The 19,573-nt window shown below is 60.8% G+C and carries 16 protein-coding genes; 8 read left to right on the top strand and 8 right to left on the bottom strand.

Annotation, left to right across the window (positions count from 1 at the left end; translation table 11 throughout):
• Nucleotides 1-82 precede the first annotated feature (82 nt).
• A complete protein-coding gene (locus tag HBNXHr_RS02545) occupies nucleotides 83-418 on the bottom strand; it encodes a hypothetical protein (protein ID WP_275739177.1) in 336 nt (111 codons plus the stop codon).
• A gap of 310 nt (nucleotides 419-728) precedes the next feature.
• Between HBNXHr_RS02545 and HBNXHr_RS02550 the strand changes: the two genes are divergently transcribed.
• From HBNXHr_RS02550 to HBNXHr_RS02560, 3 genes are read left to right on the top strand one after another with little or no spacing between them, the layout of a single operon-like run.
• Entirely contained in the window at nucleotides 729-1,418 is a 690-nt protein-coding gene (locus tag HBNXHr_RS02550) for an ABC transporter ATP-binding protein (RefSeq protein ID WP_275883046.1), read from the top strand.
• The gene (locus HBNXHr_RS02555; protein ID WP_275883047.1) at nucleotides 1,418-4,369 is read left to right on the top strand and encodes an FtsX-like permease family protein; all 2,952 of its coding nucleotides are present in this window, start codon (nucleotides 1,418-1,420) and stop codon (nucleotides 4,367-4,369) included. Before HBNXHr_RS02550 ends, HBNXHr_RS02555 begins: the two co-directional genes overlap by 1 nt.
• Nucleotides 4,366-6,090 carry a hypothetical protein gene (locus HBNXHr_RS02560; protein ID WP_275883048.1) on the top strand — a complete coding sequence of 575 codons (1,725 nt, stop codon included), beginning with the start codon at nucleotides 4,366-4,368 and terminating at the stop codon, nucleotides 6,088-6,090. The genes HBNXHr_RS02555 and HBNXHr_RS02560 overlap by 4 nt, the downstream gene beginning before the upstream one ends.
• On the opposite strand, the gene HBNXHr_RS02565 is transcribed toward HBNXHr_RS02560, so the two are convergent.
• Nucleotides 6,091-7,098: a MoxR family ATPase gene (locus HBNXHr_RS02565; protein WP_275883049.1), complete on the bottom strand. Its 1,008-nt coding sequence runs from the start codon at nucleotides 7,096-7,098 to the stop codon at nucleotides 6,091-6,093. It abuts the gene before it with no gap.
• 171 nt (nucleotides 7,099-7,269) lie between these two features.
• Between HBNXHr_RS02565 and HBNXHr_RS02570 the strand changes: the two genes are divergently transcribed.
• Nucleotides 7,270-9,366 (top strand): hypothetical protein, encoded by a 2,097-nt coding sequence (locus HBNXHr_RS02570; RefSeq protein ID WP_275883050.1) that lies wholly within the window; start codon nucleotides 7,270-7,272, stop codon nucleotides 9,364-9,366.
• A gap of 15 nt (nucleotides 9,367-9,381) precedes the next feature.
• Here the strand turns inward: HBNXHr_RS02570 and HBNXHr_RS02575 are convergent, their stop codons facing one another.
• Together HBNXHr_RS02575 and HBNXHr_RS02580 are read right to left on the bottom strand one after the other, a co-directional pair.
• Complete coding sequence (locus HBNXHr_RS02575; protein WP_275883051.1) at nucleotides 9,382-10,494, bottom strand: DUF4350 domain-containing protein; 1,113 nt, start codon at nucleotides 10,492-10,494, stop codon at nucleotides 9,382-9,384.
• Entirely contained in the window at nucleotides 10,491-10,769 is a 279-nt protein-coding gene (locus HBNXHr_RS02580; RefSeq protein ID WP_275883052.1) for a hypothetical protein, read from the bottom strand. The genes HBNXHr_RS02575 and HBNXHr_RS02580 overlap by 4 nt, the downstream gene beginning before the upstream one ends.
• Before the next feature lie 104 nt (nucleotides 10,770-10,873).
• On the opposite strand from HBNXHr_RS02580, the gene HBNXHr_RS02585 reads away from it, so the two are divergent.
• Nucleotides 10,874-11,431 (top strand): metal-dependent hydrolase, encoded by a 558-nt coding sequence (locus tag HBNXHr_RS02585; RefSeq protein ID WP_275739191.1) that lies wholly within the window; start codon nucleotides 10,874-10,876, stop codon nucleotides 11,429-11,431.
• Here the strand turns inward: HBNXHr_RS02585 and HBNXHr_RS02590 are convergent.
• From HBNXHr_RS02590 to HBNXHr_RS02600, 3 genes are read right to left on the bottom strand one after another with little or no spacing between them, the layout of a single operon-like run.
• On the bottom strand, nucleotides 11,428-12,306 hold the full coding sequence (locus HBNXHr_RS02590) for a hypothetical protein (RefSeq protein WP_275883053.1): 879 nt from the start codon (nucleotides 12,304-12,306) through the stop codon (nucleotides 11,428-11,430). The two genes, HBNXHr_RS02585 and HBNXHr_RS02590, sit on opposite strands and share 4 nt — an antisense overlap.
• Entirely contained in the window at nucleotides 12,303-12,785 is a 483-nt protein-coding gene (locus tag HBNXHr_RS02595; RefSeq protein WP_275883054.1) for a hypothetical protein, read from the bottom strand. Before HBNXHr_RS02595 ends, HBNXHr_RS02590 begins: the two co-directional genes overlap by 4 nt.
• Nucleotides 12,775-14,208, bottom strand: a complete 1,434-nt coding sequence (locus HBNXHr_RS02600; RefSeq protein ID WP_275883055.1) for a DUF58 domain-containing protein — start codon at nucleotides 14,206-14,208, stop codon at nucleotides 12,775-12,777. The genes HBNXHr_RS02595 and HBNXHr_RS02600 overlap by 11 nt, the downstream gene beginning before the upstream one ends.
• Before the next feature lie 75 nt (nucleotides 14,209-14,283).
• Between HBNXHr_RS02600 and HBNXHr_RS02605 the strand changes: the two genes are divergently transcribed.
• The 3 genes from HBNXHr_RS02605 to HBNXHr_RS02615 all read left to right on the top strand — a co-directional run bounded on the left by HBNXHr_RS02605 (nucleotide 14,284) and on the right by HBNXHr_RS02615 (nucleotide 17,845).
• Nucleotides 14,284-15,258: a glycosyltransferase family 2 protein gene (locus tag HBNXHr_RS02605; RefSeq protein ID WP_275883056.1), complete on the top strand. Its 975-nt coding sequence runs from the start codon at nucleotides 14,284-14,286 to the stop codon at nucleotides 15,256-15,258.
• A 7-nt stretch (nucleotides 15,259-15,265) separates the two neighbouring features.
• Nucleotides 15,266-16,699, top strand: coding sequence for a flippase (locus HBNXHr_RS02610; protein WP_275883057.1), 1,434 nt, complete (start codon nucleotides 15,266-15,268; stop codon nucleotides 16,697-16,699).
• 258 nt (nucleotides 16,700-16,957) lie between these two features.
• On the top strand, nucleotides 16,958-17,845 hold the full coding sequence (locus HBNXHr_RS02615) for a hypothetical protein (protein ID WP_275883058.1): 888 nt from the start codon (nucleotides 16,958-16,960) through the stop codon (nucleotides 17,843-17,845).
• Nucleotides 17,846-17,893: 48 nt separating this feature from the next.
• Here the strand turns inward: HBNXHr_RS02615 and HBNXHr_RS02620 are convergent, their stop codons facing one another.
• On the bottom strand, nucleotides 17,894-19,441 hold the full coding sequence (locus HBNXHr_RS02620) for a hypothetical protein (protein WP_275883059.1): 1,548 nt from the start codon (nucleotides 19,439-19,441) through the stop codon (nucleotides 17,894-17,896).
• Nucleotides 19,442-19,573: the final 132 nt, after the last annotated feature.

Raw genomic sequence — 19,573 nt, forward strand, 5'->3', positions numbered from 1 at the left:
GAGCAGATGGGTGGCCTATGACGCGTGCCTGGGGGGACCGCAATGGCTCGGGGACACGACTTTCGGGCCGACTGACAACCGGTCAGAACCGATTCCGACGTACGCCGTTCCTCTTTGCCGAACGATTCGATCGTCTGAACCGATTCAGGAGGGAGCCAGCCACCGACTGGACACCCAACCCAAGGACAGTCGTCATGTAGACCCCAGTCAGAAAGTACCACGGCTTTCGGCTAATCCCGCCCCAGCCGATGTGTGCGGCGTTTCCGAACGCGAAATACACGCCGAAAAATAACAGCCCGTACGCGATTCGCTTGTCGTCCCTGTAGGCGAAAACCACGAGCAGTCCGAGAAGGACGCCGAGCTGAAACGTGTGAATATCCATATACGAACTGAATATCTCGCCCAGGATTTCGACCATTCGTCAGTCACAGGTCGCCGAACTACGGATAAAAGCCCTCTGCCGTTATTATTGATTCCGATAATGCAATCGATTTTTGGATGATATACTCATTACATCTTCATATTCGGTTCTGACTCCAAAATAATATGTTTGAAGAACAATATCCAATTATATAATGATTTATATTGGGTCCGGTGGGCTGGGATCGCCGTCAGCTTCAGCACCCGCCCACTCGTCATACCCCACAGCCACACCGCTTTCGCCTTCCGGGCTGGTCGTGACCGATCTTTCCATACAATTGATATTGGAGCGGGACGGAGTATGGACTGTGTCTGGAACCGTCTTGGCCGCGACGGATCTGCGGGTGAGACGCGGGAGTAGTGACGTGATCGCTGGGCTCTCGTTGACTGTTCGAGATGGCGAGACGGTTCTCATACAGGGAAAAAGCGGGAGCGGGAAGTCGACGCTGTTCGAGGTATTCGGCCTGTTGTCCGATTGTTCGTCGGGTGAACTCCACATCGACGGCGTCGACGTACGGGACCTTTCGAGACGGGAGCGAGCGCTCTTCCGGCGGGACCGACTCGGGATGGTGTATCAGGATTTCCAACTGGTCCCCGACCTGACCGCCCGTGAGAACGCCCGTCTCCCACAAAGTCACGGGGGCGGACACGATCCTGCATGGCTGGAGACGATCTTCGAGCGCCTGGAGATCGGCGGGATCGGCGATCAGTATCCCGCTACGCTGTCGGGTGGCGAAAAACAGCGGGTCGCGATCGCCCGTGCGGTCGCCAACAAGCCCGGGATCGTCATCGCCGACGAACCCACCGGGCAACTCGACCCGGAAACGACCGATCGCGTCATCGCGCTGCTGTTCGAGGCCCAGGAACTCGCGGGGACGACGTTGTTGACTGTGAGTCATGACCGACGAATCACTTCCCGTTTCGAGCGTGTCTATCGACTTGCCGAAGGCACGCTCCATCGACTCGAGACGGGCGAGGAGAAACCGGGTCTGGAGTGATGAGTCACAGACGCCAGTTGCTGGCGCGGTATTCGCGCCGCGATCGGCTGTCGATGGTTGTCATCGGCGTCTCGATCGCGTTTCTGACCGGGAGCGCGTTGCTCCTCGTGAGTGCGACCGACCAGTTGGGGACGATCGCTGCCGACTTCGACACGACGGGCTACGTGACCGGGTATCAGTCGATCGAGTCGGCGGCCCGAACTGCCGGGAGTGACGCGGTGTTTCCGATCGCGACGGTACCGATCGACGGCACGAACGTGACTGTCCTGGGTGTTCCACCGGGGGCCAACGAGACGATCACCGCGGCGACGCCGGATGCCGGTCTCGCGAGCGCCCTCACGAACGGTCCACGGACCGTCGAAGTCCGGGGAACGACCGTGAAACAGATCCAAATCTCGGGGAGGCCGAGCATCGGGATGATCCCCGACAGCTGGTACCTCGCCGAGAGCACCCTCGTCGAACAGTTCACTACCGACGGCGCTGTCGTGGTCGAGACCGGTGCCAACGCCGTCGAGCGGACGGGCGTCCGTGGCGGATCGATCCCGCTACGCGGGGCCGCACACTTTTTCGTCAGTGGGACGCGGGACGCCCTCTCGCTGTTCGGCGTCATCGTCGCCGGCGTCGCCGGCCTGGTGGGCGTGATCGTCTTCAGCGTCACTCGCATGAGCGTCCGGGACCGGGCGAAGACGATCCGGGTCGTCCGGGCAACGGGCGGAACCCCGCGGGCGGTCCGCGCGCTGTTTACGGCCCGGGCCACGATCGTGACGCTTGTCGGGATCACGATCGGCTATGCGGTCGGGCTCATCGCCGCTCGCGTTGCGGTCAACGTCTCCGTCTTTCTTGGGGTCCCCGTCTCGTTGAACCTCTCGCTTTCCTGGCCGGTACTGCACGTGTTGGTTCCCCTGTACGGGGGCGTCTTGCTAACGGGTGCACTGGCCGGGTATCTCGCGTCTCGACCGGTCAGCCGACTGGCGCCCGTTCAAATCCGCTCGTCAGGTGGCGATGCCCCCACTACTGGTCGCGGGGTTCGTGACCGACTGCCGGGCTGGCTCCGTCCGACGTTGCTGGGCTTTCGGGCGGTGATCCCGACGATCGCGACGATCACCGTCTTTCTGACACTGCTGATCGTCCTCGTTTCGGCGGGCACGGCCATGGCCCCGATGGTCGATTCCGAAGCCGCGACGATCGCCGAGCCGGGTTCCAGTCATCCCGTCGCAAGCGAGGTTCCGGAATCGTTTGCGACCGTCCTTGAGGGCCGGGGCATCGCTGCGAGTCCGGAGATCTTGCTGTTCTCGATCGCCGATGGGAAACCGACGCTGATGCGTGGCGTCAATTTCTCGTCGTTCGCAACTGTCTCGGACGCGTCGCTGGTGACCGGTCGCGCCCCGCGGTCGTCGGACGAAGCGGTCGTCGGTGCGGCCATCGCCGCGCGGCGAAATCTCTCGGTCGGCGACACCGTCCTGCTGGGTGGCAGCACGCGGTCGGCGTTTACCCGAACGACGATCGTCGGGGTCTTCGATGCGCCGGGGTTCTACGGGAGCCAACTGCTGGTTTCGCTGTCGACCGGACGCACCCTCAGCACACGCGGGCCACGCCAGGTCCACGTCGTCCGGGCCTCCCGGCTGCCGGACGTAACCGGCAGCGGGATCGAAGTCGTCGACGTCTCCACGCCGGGGACCGTCGTTCAGGGCCGGGACTTCCGGACGAGCATCACCGCGATCAACCTCGGCCGGACGAACGCAACGCGGTCGATCACGATCCGGGTGGCGAACGCGTCCCGGAACGTCACTCTGTCCGTCCCGCCGGGTGGTCGAACGGAACGATCGGTGACGTTGTCGATCGGACGACCCGGTTCGTGGTCGCTTGTCGTCGGATCCACGAACCAGTCGATCACGGTCCAAAAACCGGACGCACTTCGGGTCTGGTTCCCCGAGCAGGTCCGCGTCGGGAGCACACCACGGGTCGAAGTCGCCACTGCAACCGGTGAGCCGGTTGCCAATGCGACCGTGACACTGGGGAACCGAACCGTTCGAACGGATTCGGCTGGCGTCGCCCGGATCACGGTTCCGCCCGGCGGGACTCACCTTTCTGTGACCGCCGGGAGCCGAGAGGTGACCGAACCCGTCACGGGACGTAGCGACCGATCGGGGGGCGAGGACCCACTTCTGGCTGCTCTCTCGATCGAACCCGAATCGCCCGGCTTCCGGACTCAACCGACTGCCAGCGTCCGGCTCGAAAACCCCTGGAATCGGACACTCTCGACGACGCTGACGATCCGGGGGCCGACAACAAGCCACCAGCGCGCGGTTACGCTCGATCCCGGGGCCACGACGACGGTCTCGGCACAGCTATCACGACAGCCGCCGGGCGAATACGCCGTCACAGTCACCGACGAGGCGGGGGCTGTACTCGCCCGCCGGTCGATGGTCGTAACGGGTGACGAGCGACTCGTGGCCGCGCTTGCAACTCACGGCCAACAGGGGAGTACGCCGTTTTCACGCGCCGTGTCGCTGTTATTTGGGAATCTCACGCTTCTCGTCGGCGCGATCGTCAGCCTGGGTGCACTCATGACTGTCGGTGGGCTAACGGCGATCTTCTCCCGGGGCATTCATGCCCGACGGCGGACGATCGGCATCTACCGGGCGACCGGGGCGACGCCGCGACAGGTTTTCACGCTCGTGGTCCGTGACGCCGTCGTGATCGGCACGGCCGCGCTGGGAGTGGCGTTTCCGCTGGCCTATCTCGTCCTCACGGGGCTCACCTGGACCGACGTGCTGACGGTGTTCGGCGTTTCGATCCGGCCGCTGTTTGTCCCCTGGGTCGTTGTCATGGGCATGGCAATTGTTCTCAGTCTCGTGGTTTTCGGTGCGGTCCTCGCCACGGCGACACTCCTCAGGGCACCCCCGGCGAGGGCACTCACTGGCGAGCGGACGGGAGGGGACGGTCGATGACTGGTCCCGATGGTGGCTCGCCGGCCGACGCAACCGTCACCGGGGCGCTCGCCCGTCCCTCGAAAGTCCAGTATGTCCTCGGGCTTTTCGCCGTGTTCAGCGTCGCGGTTGCCCTTCGGATGGGGCCGTTGTACCGGTCGCCGCTCCCGTTCAACCCCGACGGCATTGTCTACGCTGGCCTCGTCAGGGAGACGATCAGTACTGGTTCCCTGCCGATAGATGGACTCCCTGCTGATAGCGTTCATTTCACGGCGATGCTCGCTCTCTGGGAGACGGTCGTCGGCCACCCGGCCAGATATCTCTCACAGCCGATGATCGCCATCGTCGGGGCAGTGCCCTCTCTCGTCGGGGCTGTCTTCGCGCATCGACTGACCGGCCGATTCGCCTGGTCGCTTTCGGAACGCCGGCTAGCCGGCTTGCTCGCCGGCGTCCTGCTCGCGGTCGATGGCGTCTATCTCCACCGGTCGATGCCCGTCGACGAACAGACGATCGGGCTCCTGGTCGTCCCGCTCGCTGCACTCGTCCTGGCTCGGTCGGTCCAGACTGCAAACCGCCGTTGGTATCTCGTTCTCGGGATGCTCCTCCTGAGTTTGCCGCCGTTGCACAATCTCGATAGCGTGGTCGCGCTGTTCGTCCTCGTCCTGTTCGTCGTTGTTCGTCGACTCAGCGCTCGCAATCTCGGCGTCGGGAGCCTGATTGCCGTCGTCTTTCTGGGCTACTTCGTCGGCTATTCGTGGGGCATCCCCGCGTTCACGCCGGCAACCGTTATCCAGTCACAGCGGGTCAGCTATGCCCCCGGACTGTTACTCGCCTGGCTGCTTCTCGTCGGCCTGGTGCTGGCACGCTTTGCCCGTCTCGGAAGCCGGACACAGCGATTGTTGCTCTCCGGGGCCTTCGCGAGCTTCGTTGTGATCGCGGCTGTCAACGCTGTCCAGCCCGTGTTTCCGGGTATGGGGACGACGCCCGAGACAGTCGTCTTGCTGGTGGCCCCCCTGCTGGTTCCACTGACGATCGCGGCCTGGGCGGTCCCCCTGGGCGACCGCTCGGCCCCGGAATGGGTCGCGCTGTTGGCACTGCTCGGTGCCGGGTTCGCCATCGCGGGGATGTCCTTTACGGCGGCGCTCACCCCCGAATACTACAACACCGCGTATCGTGTCCAGACGTTCCTTCATCTGCCGATAGCCGTCTTCACTGCGGTCGGGACCGGGACACTCCTGCGTCGTGCGGCTGTGAGCGTATCGTCCCCGTCGTGGCGACAGGTGTTGACGACGGTAATGGTCGTCGGGGTCGTCGGCTGTATGGCGCTTTCCATCCCGGTCGCGTTCGGTGGTTTAGAGTATCTCCCGTACAAGGGCGTCACGACCGCCGGGGAGTTCGATGCCGCGACATTCAGCGTCTCGTCGCTGCCGGAGTGGGCCAGCGACGATCACATCTCGCGTGTCTCCCGGTACTTCACGCCCCACTCATCGGGCGCGAACGCGGCGGTCCGCCGCGTCACACCGGTCTTCGACTGGATCACGGGCGGGCCCCCGCCAGACTGCCCGACAGTCGTCCAGTCCTCCTGGACAACGACCGGCGCACAGGTGTTTCCCCAACAACCGGTCGTGATCGATCCATCCCGACTCTCGACGTTCCTGCAGGTGAACGATCGGATCTACAGTAATTCGGCACCGGATCCGATCACGATCGTCCGTCCGCCCGGCCCGTCGAAAACCTGTTGACTAGCTTTTCGACGAGGGCTCGACTTCGTTGTCCTGCCGGTGTTGGGCCGTGTCATCCGGCTCCGCTACGTCCGTCACCGGCACTGACTCCAGAAGCGAATCGATCACTGCATCGATGCTTCGATCGGTCAACTCGGCGTCCGTGCTGCGGATCAAACGATGGCGCAAGACCGGCTTGGCGAGTTGCTTGATGTCGTCGGGGAGGACGTACCCCCGGCCGTGAATCGCTGCGCGAGCCTTCCCGGCGTCCATTAGTGTAAGCGTGGCTCGTGGTGACGCCCCGATGTCGATGTCGGGTGAGGACCGGGTGGCTTCGACGATGCCGAGAATGTACGCCTTGACGGTGTCGTCGACGTACTGCTCGGTCACTTGCTCACGGAGCGAACGGATACGTTCCTCGCTGATGACCTGCTGGATACGGTCTGCATCGAGCAGCGGGTTCGCATCGAAGCGATCGAGCAACTTTCGCTCGTTGTGCTGATCGGGTATATCCACGAGCAATTTAAACTGGAAGCGATCGCGCTGGGCTTCCGGGAGTTCGAACGTCCCTTCCATCTCGATGGGGTTCTGGGTCGCAATCACCATGAACGGATCCGGCAGGGAGAGGGTGTCGCCGTCGATCGTCACGTGGCTCTCCTGCATGGCCTCGAGCAGTGCGGACTGTGCCTTCGGCGTCGCCCGGTTGATCTCGTCGGCGACGACGATGTTCCCGAAGATCGGCCCCCGCTGGAGTTCGAACTCGCCGGTCGGTTCGCGATAGATCCGTGTCCCCGTGATGTCCGCCGGGAGGATGTCCGGCGTCATCTGGATGCGTTTGTACGTCAATCCGCTGGCTTCCGCAAACAGATTCGCGATGGTCGTTTTGGCCACGCCCGGGACCCCTTCGAGTAGCACGTGACCACGCGTCAGCAACGAGATGGTGAGCCGCTCGACGATCTCTTCGTTCCCGACCAGGACAGTCCCGATTTCCTCACGCAGCGCATCATATACTGCCTCCGCGTCACTCATTGTCTACAGTTCTGTTGAGATGACAGTAATATGTTTGCCATCCGGCGTGGCGCGTACATCGCTGACCGAACGGGCGAAACAAACAGGGTGTCAGAACCAGTGTATTCGAGTGTGACTGCACACGCCCGGTGGATTGCCGTTGTCTGCTGTCTCATCATTGGTGTCAGTGGGATGGCTATCACTGTCGGGGCGGCAGCTACCGGGGATGTCACGGCGGCCCAGCCGGTCGCGGAGCAATCCCCGTCGTTCGGGACGATCGTACAGCAATCACCCGCCGGGGAGGCGGAAAACGGCACCAGCGAGAATCGGACCGACCATCACAGAAACCCGACGAACGTGTCCGGGGACGGGTCCCCGTCTGCAGTCAAACGCTGGCTCGCCGGATCGATGGCGGGACGGCTCGAAGGCAGCGCGATCAATTTGAGTCAGGGCAACTACCAGCTGGCGAGTTCGGTGCTAGGCGAGGGGTTCGGTGACGACCTGGACCGGTACGTCAACGTTGCGGGTGACACCGATTCCCGCCAGGACGATCAGGTCGCGAGGACGTTCAACGAGACTCACCAGACCCAAAAACAGTATACTGCGCAAGTCAGCGAGTTCGAACGGTTGTCCGCGGCGTATCAGGCTGCCAGAGAGGCGGGTGAGATTGAGCGGGCCCGTCGACTCGCAAAGCGACTCGCACGACTGGCCACAGCAATCAACGAGACCGGCCGGACTCTCGTTGGGCGATACGACGCATTATCGAATGCCACTGGGGCTTCACTCGACGACGGACGGCAGGCTGTTTTGGACACAACAAACCGGACGGTAGCAGACGCCCAACGGGTGGTAGATCTCTCCCTGGTCCGGACGGAGCTTCGAATCACGTCGGTTTCGCCGACAGCGTCCTACGACGAGCCACTCGTAATTACGGGGCGCTACGTGGCGGCCAACGGCACAGCCGTCGGTGACACCGCGGTCGCGCTGGCTGCCCCCGGTCCCGGCTCCCAGACGACCACGGCGGCAAATGGGAGTTTCCGACTCACCCATCGTCCGACCGACCTCGAAACTGGCGTCCGGAACCTCACGGTCACTGCCACCCCCGACGACGCCTCGGTGTATCTCCCCGCTACCACGTCGATCTCCGCCGATATCTCCTCGATCGAGCCACGGATTACATTCGCTGCCGTCTTCGACCGGATCGCGTACGACGAGTCGCGAGCAGTCGCCGTCGATGTCACCGTGAGTGATCGCCCCGCCGGTGGCGTGCCAGTCGAGATCACGCTGGACGGAACGACACTTGCAACCGGCCGAACGACCGAATCCGGGACGTTTCAGTCCACTGTGGGACTCCCGGCAACCGTCCAAAACGGGACGATAGAACTCACCGCCCACGCTGGGGCGGCCGGACAGGCACTCTCCGAGGTGAGCGCGACTCGGAGGGTCGTCGTCGAACCGACGCCGACGACGCTGTCTCTCGATACGGCCAACGGCAGCGTGATTCGCGTTCAGGGCAGACTGACGACTGTCGACGGTGGTTCGGTCCCGGACCAACCCCTGGATCTCAGCGTCGACGGAGTAGTGGTCGAGACCGTCCGAACCAACGCGTCAGGTTGGTTCGCCGCCTCGACCGACGGGAACGGTGTAGCGATCGGGGACGCAGTGACCGTCACCGCCGTCTACGACCAACCGACCACGAACCTGGGACCATCGCAGGCGAGCGCTATCGGTGAGCGGACACCGCGGGGACTGAACGGACAGGAAGGGGCTGCGGGGCCGAATGATTCGGGCGGCGGGCTAGCCGGACTACCGTGGGGTCGCCTCTTGAATCCGATCGTCGTGGGTGCTGGCGTCGTTTCCGTCGCGAGCTTGCTCGTCGCCGGGTATTTCTGGCGTCGGCGTTCGCCAACACGGGCGGAACCAGCGCCACAGTCCGATCAATCCGGGACGGAGACCACACAGTCACCGGCACCGACCACGGTGACCTTAGCGGACGTCGAGACGGTGCTGGAACGCGATGGGGCCGACGCAGCCGTCGTCTCTCTGTACACGGTTGTCGGCCAATACGCTTCCGCGGACACGCGTCCGGACCGAACGCCGCGCGAGCGCTATCGTGCTGTCAGGGACACACTGTCAGCCGAGCAGTCGAGTACTTTCCAGCGGGTGACTGCCCTATACGAACAGGCGGTGTTCGCCCCGGAAACCGTCTCCCCGGACCGGATCAAGGATACGATCGCCGCGGTCAGGCAAGGATTCGTCGACGACGGCAACGCGCCGGCCGACGACTAAGGTTGATTCCGGCGATCAGGGGTCGTCGTCGACGGGTTCTTGGTGTCCGGATCGCCGCGCAGCGAGCTGTGTGGCGATCCGGGTGACGCGATCGCGATCCCAGTCCGGGTGTCGCTTCGAAACGAGGTCGACGATTTCCGATTCGGTGAGCTCGATGTCCTCGACCGTCGGTGAGCGCCGACCGAACCGATCGCGGATGTCCCGTCCACACTTGCGTAGCAGGACGACGCCACCGACGAGCGCCGTTCCGAACAAGAACTGTGCGAGTGGGCTCGACCGGATCACGTCGAGTGCCTGGACGAGCGGGGGCACCTCGCCGGAGTGAGTGTAATCGAACCGCACCCGCTCGCTCGCACTGAACAGCGCCTGTGCGAACGCCCGGTTGTCCCCGCGATCGAGCATCGAGTTGATGAACACGCTTGGATCGCTGAGGGTCAGGACAGTCCCGTTCTCGAGGGACTCTCGCGTGAGGATCGGATACGCTCGCATCGACTCCTCGTCGTCGAGGTCACCGTCCCGGTTCTCGTCGGCGTAGGCGTACGCTGAGGTCTCCGCCATGATAGCTCCATCGGTGCCGTTCGGCATCACCACCCACGAGGGGTAGTTCAACGCGAGTTCGTCGACACCATCGATCCCGCCCTCGACGCCGTCGACTCTGCCCTCGGCCGACTCACTGACGGTCGTCGCCAGCGGGAAGGCCGGCGAGCGCCCGTGATTGCGCTCGTCACGGAGTACGGTCCCATCGATCCGGGCCGTAGCCTTGATTCCGGCGAGCAACTCGTTCGCGCCGGGTCCGAAGTCTCCACTGACGAGAAGGGTTCCGCCACGTCTGACGAAGGCGTCAATCCGTTCGAGTTCCGCAGACGTGTAGGGCTCGCTCGGGCCGAGGACGACTGCGAGCGTCCCATTCCCCGGCAATCGGTCGTACGTACTCGTGTTCCCGAGGACGGCACTGTCGGTGGTTGCATCGGCGACCGCTCGAAGATCCGCCGTCCCATCCCAGCCGTAGTTGAACGCGCCGAAGGCTGTCGCTGACGTCGCGGCGCCAAACAGAATCACAACGACAACGGCGATCGTCAGGGCCAAAGCGACGGCTTCCGGAACGGTGACGTTACGCAAGCGTTTCATCGGAACACCCCCTGTGGGAGGACCGCGAGAACCCGTCTGAACACGAGATACGTGAAAACGACGAGGCCGAGCAGGATCACCCACCTGAGTCGGGTTCGCCACCGCGGCGTGAGATTGAACGGGGCGGTGAGTGCAGTCACGACGAGGACGCCGATCAGCGTGAGGACGAAGTACAGCTCATAGGAGAGTGACTGCAACGTCACGAGGACGAGCAGCACGCTCACTGCCCAGGCGAGCACGCCCACGAGATACTGTTGCCGTCGCCTCGTTGTCACGATGGGACCAGCGTGGCGCGACCGGTTAGATGCTGCGATTCAAATCATCTCGAAATCTGTGCAAAAACCAAGAGCTTTCAATCGGGATGCCGGCTTCAATAGTAATGTGGCCGTGGGGACACGCAGCCGTCGGATATCTGTGTTACGTCGGGATCGCCACGATCACCGGCGACCGTCGGTACGGACTGCCGGTTGTGGCCGTGCTGATCGGGACCCAGTTTCCCGACCTCATCGACAAACCGCTTGCCTGGACGGTTCCGTTGTTGCCGGCCGGTCGTTCGCTGGCCCACTCGCTGCTCACGACCGGGCCGGTTCTCGTTGGCGTGCTGGTGATCGCACTTCGCCTTGCCGTCAGTCGGTCTCAACTGGTGGCCGTCATCGGATTCGCGCTGGGTCACGTCACCCACGTCCTCGGGGATGGGCTCTATCCGTTTGTCGACGGCGTCTACGGCGACCTTTCGTACCTGGCCTGGCCGGCTCTTCCACTGCCGGAATACGAGACTGGCCGGAGCTTTCTCGCGCACTTCCAGCAGTTCGAGCTGACTGGCCCCGTCCGCTTCGAGTTCGCCCTCGTCGCCCTCGCGGCCATCGTCTGGGCGATCTTGCGGGTCCGGTCGGATTCCCGCTCCGCCTGGCTCCAACGGCCCTCGGAGCGCAATTAGTCGACCGCGTCGGGACGGTCGCTTCTGTCTCCCCAGACACACCGCACGATCCCGTCGGCAGCGTCGGGAAACTCGATCCGCACCGGCTCCTCGAGATGTCTCGTGAGCCCTGTTGCAAGCAGCGAGACGACTGGTTGGTCGAACGCCCCGACGTGACCACACGTACTCCCCGCGATCTCGAACCGCGCCTCGTTTTCCGCCGGGCGGATCGTCGCTTCGACGCGTCGTGCCAGCCCGAACTGCTCGACGACGGCATCGCCCAGCTGGGTCGTGAACTGTTCGAGATCCGCTGTTTCGGCTGCTATCGTTTCGAACTCCTCGTAGAGTGGTCCCCCAGTCGGGTGCAGCGAAACGCCGCGCTCGCGTTCGTCGCCGGTCACGACGAACACCGACCGGAGGGCCTGTCCGTCGGGGATCGTATAGTGGCGGTGAGCCGGGACGTACAACCGCGTGTCCCGTTCGCCGAGGGGCACGTAGAGGCGTGTCTCCTGGAGCCCGAGTTCCGTGACGATACTGGCCCCGTTCTCGGCAGTCGCGTCGAAGATCCGCTCGGTGACGCTGGCCGCGTGGAACGTTTCCGGCGTGATGAATCGGGTCAGGACTGCCGCGAAGATTCCAGTGGCACCGAACGCAGCGAGAACCGTCTGCACATTCGGGAGCAGCAAAGCGCCACCGAACGAGACGAGCCCAATCCCAACGAACGCGATGGCGGTTCGACGATAGGTGGTCCGTTTGGCCTGCTGGAACTGTTCACGGAGCCGGTCGTTCTCGGCTCGCAAGACCGCCAGTTCGGCCTCACTAACTCTGTCAGACTCGCCACCGTCGTCAGATTGCCTGCTCGGTTCGACCGTGTCCTCCGGTGTGTGCATACTCATCCTGTCTCACCGTCGACGAGCCCCAGCGCAACGAGCTCGTACCGATGGATGGCGTAACTACTCGTGGCGACGACCGCAAAGAGCGCACCCGCCGCGACGAGTACCGACTCGCTCCAGACGAACGCCACCAGTGTTGTGCCCGAGAGGATAACGCCGAACCCCGTCCCGGTGAGTATCGTGTGGATCGAGAGTCCCTGTTCTGCGAGCACTGCCAGGACCAGGAGTATTGGTCCACTTTCGATGATTGCAATCATTCCAAGCGGGGCGTTCGGAGCGACGACTCCGACACCGACTTGTGTCAGTGCAACCGCCGCGATCCGTGCGTCGAGCATCCATAGGAGGATTCCAACACCGAGCGTTGCCACCGCGAGCACGGGGCTGCCTGATCCCAGCCCCAGCCCAGTAGCGAGCCAGCCGAGTGTAGCCAGGATTGCGGCAAGCCCGGGAATGGTCGCCCCGGGAGTTTCGCTATGACTCATGGGGGACCTCCTGGCTCCGTCGTGAGCGGCCGGCACGCAATGTCGCGTCGAGCCGATCACCCGGCACAACCTCGAACGCTTGGGTCCGTGGGTATCGGTCGAGTTTCCCTCGGAACTCCTCGAAAGCGACGTATCTCCCGTAGGTCGTTTCCATCTCCGCGAGTGCGTACGCTTCGAACAGTGCGTTCGGGGTCAGAAAGGCCATGACCTGATTGCCGCGCTGGACCGCGAGTTTCACGGCCTCTTGCAGTTCTTCTCGATGCGTGTCGTCAGTCGCGATCACGAACAACCGCGTCTCTTCGGTGTTGCTCACTTGATTGACTGCCCCGAACAGCGGCTCGTCAGTGACCCGTTCGACGTGTGCTTTGCGTGAGGCGTAATAGGGCCGGAGCGTCGTTCCATACGTCGTTGTGTCGCCTTCAAGCACCGCTCCGACCGTGTTCGCCTGTCTTGTGGCTCGGTGTTTCCGGTCGCTTGGGGACTGTCGTTCCGACGGCGTGAGTTCGTACAGTCGGGTTCGGATCGACTCGTACTGATCTCGTGTGAGTGATGGAGTGGCCCGTGCGGTGATTCCGCCCTCGTCGAGCGTCGTGAGTCCGATCGGATCGTCGAGTCGCTCGGCGACGTCGGTCATCGCTACCAGTATCGTCCGCAAGTATTCGAACTTCGTCCGGCCCTCCTCGCCATCGGCAAGCGTGGCGCGGTGATCGACGACCAGCATCGTCTCGCGGTCGGCCTGGGCCTCGAACTCCCGAACGTACGTCTCGTTGAGTCTGGCGGTTGCCTTCCAGTCGATCCGGTTCGAGGGGTCGCCGGGGACGTACTTCCGAAGTCCCGCCGGATCGAGACCACTCCCGCCGCGTCGGGCACGACGGCTGCCGTACGTTGCGGCGATTTCGCTCCCGCCGGCACCGACCCGGAGATTCCGGGGAACGTGTGGATCAACGACGAGTTCGGGTGTGGCTCCGATCGAAACCGTCTCTTCGAAGCGGCCATGCCGGTCCCGGAGCGTGACGGTGGGTGCAGGGAGTGTGAACGTCCCGGCGACCGGCCAGGCAAGCTCGAACGTGGCTGTGATTTCGCTGTCGGTTGGGGCTACGGTGTGTCTCCCCGGCTCACCTCGCACCCCGGTCGGGGCTTCGGGCGCGATCTCCATCTCCAGCGCCGTGAACTCTCGCTGGACGCGGAGCGTGACTGTCGTCGATGCGTTGACCGACTCGCGATGCTGGGGGAGTATCTGGTCGACTGTCGTCGTCTCGACCGTGCGTGCGAGCCGGCGGGTAAAGCGGTACTGCTCGGTCAGGAGCCACGCCGAAAGCAGGACAGCACCCGAAAGTAACGTCGGCGCAGCGAACACGACCGCCAGTGCTGGGAGGATGGCGATCGTGGCACAACTGGCACCAAAGCGACGCGTGGCTCGCATTATACTGCAGTTGTCGGAGACGACATTGAAAGTGTTGGTGGAGAATCAATCGCGCCCGTCACGTTTTCCCGTGCGATGCGCAACCGCTCTGGGCTATCCGGGGCTCTGATTCAGATTGCGATAGATTCACTCAGCCGCTGGCGAGCGCTTGCCACGATCAACTGCTCTCAAAACCAATCAACCAGTCTGGAAGATACGAATGGCAAATCAATAGAACTAATTGTCCAACTGATGACTAACCCGGTAATGGTGCAGGTTGCCGTTATCATTCCGTATAGTCCGACACACACCGCACCTGAACAGTTAGCCCGCGCGACGCGATCTGCATCACAGCAATCGGTTTCGACGGAACTGTACGTTGTTCACGATCTCGAACAGCAGGGGCCTGCGTGGGCTCGAAACAAAGGGTTGGATGAAGCCACTGAGCGCTATATCGCCTTTCTGGATGCTGACGACGTCTGGAAACCGAACAAACTCCAGCGCCAGCTTGATCGACTCGGCGAGACCGATGCAGGCCTCTGTGTTGAGGGACCGCCGATCTCACAGCGGGCGTTCGTCCGGGGGGTTCTTTCCAACGAGATACTTTCACTTACGTCGTCTATCATTATCGACAGCGACCAAGTTGCTGTTCGCTTTGATGAAGGCCTCGACCGTCGTGAAGACCATCTGTTCATGCTAGGGGCAACCAGCCAGGGCGGAGTCTGCTTTGTCCCGGATCTCGTCGAGATCAACAAGCACGGCCGTGGCCTGACCAACGAGACGACCTTCGAGATGCACATCCGGTCAGGTCACGAACTTGCCGAGAAAATCGAAGCTCAACTCCCCGAATTTGCGGAGTATTTACCATCTCTCCGGCAAGGGCTCCGGTTCGCTGTCGCCCGCCATGAGTTTATCGACGGCTATTATCTCCGTGCATGCCGTGGGTTTCTTTCGGCGGCGGCGATCGATCCACGTTCTCCGAAGGCAACGAAAGCACTCGCAGCAAGCCTCCTCTCGCTCGTTGAGCCCATTTTGCGGCAAGTTGGCCTGAGTGTGTGGTCGCCAGAGTGATCTATCCATGAACGTCCCCCGAACAATCAGCAAACTCTTTGGCTGGTCAGTCATTGCGAACATTGTCTCACTTGCTGGCATTACGTACTTCGCCGGTCAACTGGGGAGTGCAGGTATTGGTTCGTTTTTCCTTTTTCAATCCCTGATCCAACTCGCGGCGCTTGCCGGCGGCTTCGGTATTAATATCGGTGTCGAGAAGGAGATCGGCCGGGGCCGGCCCGTTCATATCGTTTTTCCCGCGGCACTTGTGATCGTTGCCGGTATTCTGGTAGTGATGGGCGTGGTCTTGTTTTTTACTGCCCCCTATCTCGATTCGTACCTCGGCGTTTCGGTTGTCCCGGTGCTCTTTCTTGGGATTGTCCTCCGACAATTGTTTGCCGTACTACAGTCAGCGTTGCGTGGTGCGCAACTCGTCGAAGAGACCGCTGTGTTCTCCGCGCTCCGAAAAATCGTTTGGATCGTCGGTGGCATTGGATTTTTGGAGGGAGGATATTCGGTCCGTGCACCGATTTATTCGAGTATACTCGGACTTCTCTGCGTAGTTGGGATTGCTGTATATCGGTTACGTCCACGAATGCAGCGGCCAGAACTAGCGGACGTGAGATCGGTTGCATCAGTCGCGAAATGGGCGTGGATAAGTAGTGTCGGCGGTGCGGTCTATAATTGGATGGACGTCACTTTACTCGGAGTATTCCTAGGTCCCGCTGCCGTTGGGGTGTACGAAGTGGTGTGGCGGGTTGCCAGCGCAACGTTATTGTTTACCCAGGCAGTCCGACGGACGGCGTTCCCTCGCATTGTTCGGGCGGGTGGGAATGCCGATTTTGCGTCGGTGGAAGCGTTGATCACGCGCTTCATGACTCCTTCCCTCTATTTCGTATTGCCTGGTTTTGTCGGTACGCTTGTTGTCGGCCGGGAATTACTTGGGATCGTGTTCGGTCCGGAGTTCGCAGCAGGAGGCCTGATATTGGTCATTTTGATGGTAGAGAAGATCCAGCGGGCGGTATCGGTTGTCCTCATCGGGCCGGTATATGCGATTGACCGTGAGGATATTGATGCAAAATCAACGGCAGCAGGTATCGTCTCCAATCTGATATTAAACCTGGCATTGATTCCGGTGTTCGGAATTGTGGGGGCCGCAGTGGCGACGATGCTTTCGGAAACGCTAAACTTTGGAATCCACGCGTGGTGTCTTCGAAAATACGTGTCATTGCGGATCCCGTGGCGGGAAATTGGCTCCTGCCTTGGTGCAGCTGGTATCATGGGGATCGTCATTTGGGGTGTGAAGCTGATGTATCCGGTTGAAACAATTGTTTCGCTCACAGCCGTTATCGGACTAGCTATTGTGACATATGTGAGCGTGACTGCCTTCGATCCAGTCTTGCGTTCGAAAGGCCGAAGCAGTATTGCGTCAGTCCTGAACACGGAACAAGATGCCCAATAGCGTTTAGAACACCTCCCACGAAATCGTAAAACCCCTGCTTACCGCCGACTCGACCTACTGTTTTCTTGGTGCCACGTAACCGACTCTCCCGTAGAACCAGTTTCCTGTTGGTTTTTTTATTAAATCGTGCTACTACAACTGGTGGTACTCCCCTACATAGCAGATATATTTTTATGACTTCACGTTAACGCCTATATTATGAGATAAAAAACATTTAGCACCATCAAAAACATCTATGCCTGCTACTTTGTTTGCTGGATGACCCTCACCTCCTACGTCGAAGTCGGGGCCAATATTTTCGACGAGGAATGGGATTTAGCGATCATCCTGGATGGCTGCCGTGTCGACGCCTTAGAGCAAGTCGCGGACGAGTATGCGTTTCTTACCGACATCCAGACCGCCACATCACTCGGCTCGTCGTCGAAAGAATGGATGGTGAATACGTTCCAGGAAACCCACCGAAGTGAGATCGCTGAAACGATCTACATCACTGGCAACGGCTGGGAGAACGATGTCCTCCGGGAGGACGTCCCGTTCTCCAATTGGACGGTCACGAAGGGAACGTGGGCCAACGACAATCGATTGGTCGACCGATTGCTTTACCGTCCAACCGCCACCGAGGCGGATTTCGAGCACCTCATTCATCAGCAACTGACAGACATCAACGGTGTCGACGCGTTCTGCCCGAAAGAGCTGACTGACTTGACAATAAAGGCGGGCAGGGAAAACGACGCGGAACGCGTGCTCGCCCATTACATGCAGCCTCACCAACCGTATATCCATCGCGCCGCCGCCGGGAATCCGGCCACTGAAATCGACAGCGATCCGTTTGGACACCTCGGTGAGGGCAACGACGATGCCGTCTGGGAGGCGTACCTCGACAACCTCCGGCATGCCTTAGATCAGGTAGCCGTTCTACTGGCGAATTTCGACGGCGATGTCCTCATCACCGCGGATCACGGCGAAATGTTCGGCCGACCACCGTTTGCAGGCCATGGTGAAGGGATCCCTCACCCGGCATTGAAACGTGTTCCCTGGGTGAAAACGACAGCTAGCGATCAGTCGACCCGGCAGCCGGACGTCGAGATGTCAACAGAGCAGATAGACAATACAGCGGAGCGACTTTCGGCTCTTGGATATCTGTAGTGGACTTCTCACGGATCGTCGACTCGAGCGCGTCTCTACGACGGTACATCAATTACAGAATTCTAACGATATAGCCCCCGCTGAATAGATTTTGTGATTCCGTCGCTCTGCAATGGGGGGTGCTTCTTCACGATCGACGCGATAGCCTTGGCAAGTGTCTGTCTCGCTGATCGCCCGAATGTCATCCGTAGCGAACTTCCAGAGTCCGGACTCCCAGACGTAGATCGCGTGGCTTTCATATGCCGAGATCCACTCGCTTGCCGACCATTGTTGTCGGGTGTAGTGGCCTTCAGTAACAGATGTCCGATCCGGGTTTGAATACATCACCCAGGGGGCGATCGACGCTACCTGTGTGACAATAAACAGTATTGCGAGGAGACTGATTAGCAACGTTTTCATCGGTCTGCGGTCTGCCGATGTGTATATAACGCCGACTGCACTCGCGGATAGTGGAATGAGGAGAAACGAGAGAAACCGGATCGGATCGACCGCGGTCAAACGCCCCATCGACAGCGAGACGGCGTAGAGAATCGCCACCACGCCGGCTGCTGCTCCTAATCCTTGTACCCACCCGGGGAGCCTGCGTTTTGATACGATTCCACACGCGATGATACTCGCGAAAAGACCGAGAACGACTATTGCCATCGACGCAATCGTTTCGCGGACGCCGCCGGCACTCCCACTAATCCCTGCCACCTCGCCGCCAGTCGACGTTACCACCGACTTGATTACGCTCACGATTATCCATTCGGAGAAATCCAGTGTCAAGAAAACAAAAATCAGGGTGAATGAAAGTATCCCAAATATAACGAACGGGCCAACACTTGACCGGGGTTGAGTAATTGTCTTCAGCCGGTCCGGAGTCAAGCCAAATGCACCGATACTAACCGCAAGAGACCAGCAAAGCAACGAAATCAACAACATCGAAATCGATAGATGATGAGTGAGTGTGACCGCACAAATGAATATAAACCCCAGGAGATCGGTTCGCTTCGACCGACTCCACACTGTGAGCATGATGACTAGGGCAACGAAGACAATTCCGAGCGATTCGGGGACGAATTTCGACTGAAACCCGATCAGCGTTCGTGTCGAGCCGAAAATGAGTGCCCCCAAGCCCGCTCCGGACGAGGAAATCACATCCCGCAACGCCAAAAACAGGGCAACGGGAGCTATGAGACTAACTAACGGCACATACTTTGCAGCCACTTCCAGGGGGATGAAATTGGACAGGCCGGCAGTTAGCATATACATTAGCGGATACGAGTAGTTGTGTTCAAATGTACTATATCCGGGAGTATGCTCCAGTAACTCCGTTGTAAGCAGCAGATTATTATACGGATCATGTCCGTAGAGGCCGATCTCAACCGGGTCCACGACGATCAACTTCGCGAGAAGTACAGTCAAGAGAATCAGCGACAGGATCTGAACATCGGTGAGTCGGCCGATTGAAACTGCAAGCGTTGTCCAAGCGAATATCCCCACGAGAAGAATGTACCCTAGCCACAGGTTCATTTGAGGTCTGAAGACTATGAAGGTGGCAATCGCCAATAAGGAAAAATATATCGAGAAGACGCTACGTGCTGGAATCCGCATGGTACTGAGTTAATGTAGATCGATTTTAAAATAGTATTGGTTGTCCATATGTAACGTGCTTATTGGGATGTTGGATCAGCAGTCCTCATCGCGCGACGGTCATCTCCATGGTGGTCGGCGCCAGCTCCCACC

It is taken from the genome of Halorhabdus sp. BNX81 (assembly GCF_029229925.1).
Lineage (GTDB): Archaea > Halobacteriota > Halobacteria > Halobacteriales > Haloarculaceae > Halorhabdus.